Origin of the sequence: Photorhabdus tasmaniensis (genome assembly GCF_011189505.1) — a bacterium.
Classification (GTDB): Bacteria; Pseudomonadota; Gammaproteobacteria; order Enterobacterales; family Enterobacteriaceae; genus Photorhabdus; species Photorhabdus tasmaniensis.
In genome coordinates, this window is sequence record NZ_PUJU01000113.1 from 1 (window position 1) to 3211 (window position 3211).

Consider the following 3211-nt stretch of genomic DNA (forward strand, 5'->3'; position numbering starts at 1 on the left):
GCGCAGCAGCTGATTATTCGGGTAACGGGCGATGATTTTACGTCCTGCCCTGTCGTACTGATATTGGATCGTGCGCCCGGTAAAATCGGTTTCCCCGATAATCTGCCCGGCCCGGTCACGGGTGTAACGGTAGGTTTCCCCGGTGGCGTTAGTCACTGTGGTCAGGCGGGTCAGCTTGTCGTAGGCAAAGGTGAGGGTGGTGCCATCCGGCTGAGTGACGCCGTTCAACAGGTCGAAAGCGCCGTAACGGTAGCGGGTCACTTTGCCTTCGCCGTCCGTGACCGCAGACACGCGGCGTTCGCTGTCGTAGTCAAGGGTCTGGCGGACGCCGTCTGGCAGGTGGATTTCACTGACACTGCCCGCCGGGCTGGCATGAAAGGGGCTGTGGTGATAACGGGTCTGCTGATGCAGCGCATCGGTGACAGACAGGAGTCGGCCCAGGCCGTCGGAAGCCAGTTGCGTGGTATAACCGTTCGGGGCGATCACTTCGGTTAATTGCTGCTGTTCATAGCCGTAACACCAGGTGCGGCCATCGGGCAGGACATGGCGCAGGATTTCCCCGTGCTCCCCGTGACGGGACTCTTCCCGCCGGCCCTGCGGGTCGATCACGGAGTCCAGATTACCCCGGTTGCTATAGTGAAATCGCCAGTTTTTTCCGTCCGGTTGCGTAACCCCGGTCAGCTGACCGTATTCGTTGTAGTGGTAAGCGGTACGGTCTCCGGCCGGGGCAGTGAACCGCAGCAGTTCCCCGTACGGGCTGTATTCCCATGTGGCAGTCCGGCCCAGCGGGTCGGTTTGTGCGATTTTGTGGCCAAAGTCCCACTGGGTCAGGGTTTCATGGCCGAGCGGGTTCACTTCGCGGGTCACTAGGCCGTCGGCGTTGTATTCGTAGCGGGTACAGCCGCCTTCGGCATCAAAATAGGTGGTGACGCGATGGGCGTCATCATAGTCAAAACGGTCCTGCCAGTAGCCCTGCGGGGTGGCGGTGGCGATTACCCGGCCCGCGTTATCATAGTGAATGGTGACATCGGTCTGGTCGGTGTCATGCCAGCGGGTCATGTAGCCCGGCGCGCTGTATTCATGCCACAGGTGGTGAAACTGAAACGACTCGCATTCCGCCAGGTAACCCTGATGGTCATAGCGGCAGGTGACCAGCCGCTGGCGCTGCCCCTGGTGCAGCCAGTCAATGGCGGTCAGTTGCCGCTGGTCATAATGCAGCACCAGTTCCGCGCTGTCGGCATGGACGATATCTGCCAGGCGCCCGGTCTCATCGTAACGAAATACGGTCCGGTTGCCGTTGCGGTCCGCTATCGTTGACAGGCAACATTTATCGCCCTGCTTCTGCGCAAAACTCAGGGTGTGCTGGGTGCGGCGGTTAAACAGGTGCAGTTCCCCGCTCAGTTGCCCGTACAGCAGATAATGCCCGGCATACAGGTTGACCGAGAAGACGTTTTCTGTCGGGGTATGGAAGGTGTAAATCACGCCTTCGCCGTCGGTGAAATGCGTCTCCTCGCCATCGCGCCTCAGGTGCTGCGACCAGTCGTCCGCCCATTGGGGACCAAAGAGGCCGGAGAAGCTGGCGGTCGAGCGGTAGACCCGGTTCAGGGCCAGCGGCAATACGCCGGGCAGGGCGAGCACCGGCCAGACTTGCAGGAAGTCGCCGGTTGACACATCCACCGGTTCACCGGCATGGGGGGTTGTCTCGGTTGACTTGCCGTCTTTTTTCACTGAGGGTGCGGGTTCGGCCCCGGGTTCCCCTTTCCCGGCGGGGCCTTTTCTGCCGAGCGGCAGCGGCAATGCGCTGGCAATGGCAATCAGCCAGCGCAGGTCTTTATTGCTTTCGGTCAGGATAGTCAGGGCATCGCCGGTTTCGGCGGTCACGGCAAGGGAGGCGGCGGCGCTGTTGATATTGGCGTCACAGGTGGTGCGGTGGCCTAAGCGGGCAATCGGTTTGCCGTTGGCAAACACGGTTTTGGCCCCTTCGGCAATGACGACCGGGCCGGGGTGGTCGCTGCACACAATGCTATCCCCAACCCGGGCCACCGGGCGGCCTTCAAAAAAGACATTCGGTGAGCCCCCGGTAATGGTGCCTTTATTGGCACCGTATTGTCCGAGCGCCGCCCCCACGCCGCTTACCAGCCCGCCGACATAGCCCCCGGCAAACCCCGCTGCGGCCCCTGCGACCACCGCTAACGCCAGCCCGCCGGTCGCCACAATTAACGCGCCGATGGTCACCGCCGCCACCGCCCCCAGTAACACCCCGCCCAGTGCGCCCCACAAGGCGGCACTTTTGTTCTGATGGGCAATAGCATCCCCTTGCCGGGCCGGTGCATTGCCTTCGGTGGCGATGGTGTGATGGCCCAGTAAGGACATGATCCCGTGGGTAACGGTCGTCCCGATTTCATTGCCGATGTAAGCGCCCAGTTTTCCGGCCGCCACCCCGGCGGCCAGCGGGAGTACAGCGGATATACCGCCGAGAGCGGCGGTGTAGATGCCCGCCACGGCCAGCGAATGGTGTTGAAAATCCTCACTTTCCAGGTAGCTGAGCACGGTATCGGTGGCTGACGTGCTTTCGGTTTGTGGCGGGCCGTTGTCCTGCCTGCCTGCGCCGGTGTGGCGGGTGCGTTGCGCGGCCCCGGCCCCGAACCAGGCCATCATCAATAAACTCATGGTGATTGACTCCCGGCGGTTATTCGCTGTCCTGGGGACGCGGCTGAAAGGAGGTCATCATGGCGCTTATCTGTTCACGCTGGACCGGCGTCATGGCACCCGAGCAGGTGCCGGTCAGGATTAAAATCTGTTCCGGCAGATGCAGCAGCATCATCAGCTGATGGAGCGGGCCCTGTGGCGAAGACCAGGTGAACTCTGCGGTGACGGTGGTCATGCCGTTCAGCTCGCCGGTTTCCTGAGCGAGGAGCTGATAGTTTTTCAGCTGCTGGCTGAGTGCGTGGATTTCCCGTTCGGCAAACTGGGTAAAATCGAGTCCCCAGGGCAGGGTATCGCGGGACAGGGTGAAACTGCTGCCATTGTGGTCATCGGGGCTGCTGAGCACTAAGATGCTGGCATCCTGCCAGTCGTGAGGCATCTTCACTGTGCCAGCATTGAAGTGAAACGGGATGAAGCGGGTTTCCTGGGTCATGGTCGGGTCCTGATAATCATTTTAAGCTGTTTTTGGGATGGGTTTACTTGTTCATATTGATGTTGCCGCCCA

2 protein-coding genes are annotated in these 3211 nt (G+C 61.2%); both read right to left on the bottom strand.

Annotated features, from left to right (window positions below; translation table 11 throughout):
* Positions 1–2670: PAAR domain-containing protein (locus C5471_RS22825; protein ID WP_207627447.1), on the bottom strand; the 2670-nt coding region annotated here is incomplete at its 3' end.
* 19 nt (positions 2671–2689) lie between these two features.
* Positions 2690–3139 carry a DcrB-related protein gene (locus tag C5471_RS22830; protein ID WP_133814157.1) on the bottom strand — a complete coding sequence of 150 codons (450 nt, stop codon included), beginning with the start codon at positions 3137–3139 and terminating at the stop codon, positions 2690–2692.
* Positions 3140–3211 lie beyond the last annotated feature (72 nt).

Bases quoted from the DNA above. Each gene is read 5' to 3' on its own strand.
- C5471_RS22830 (WP_133814157.1), bottom strand. From the start codon at position 3,139: ATGACCCAGGAAACCCGCTTCATCCCGTTTCACTTCAATGCTGGCACA.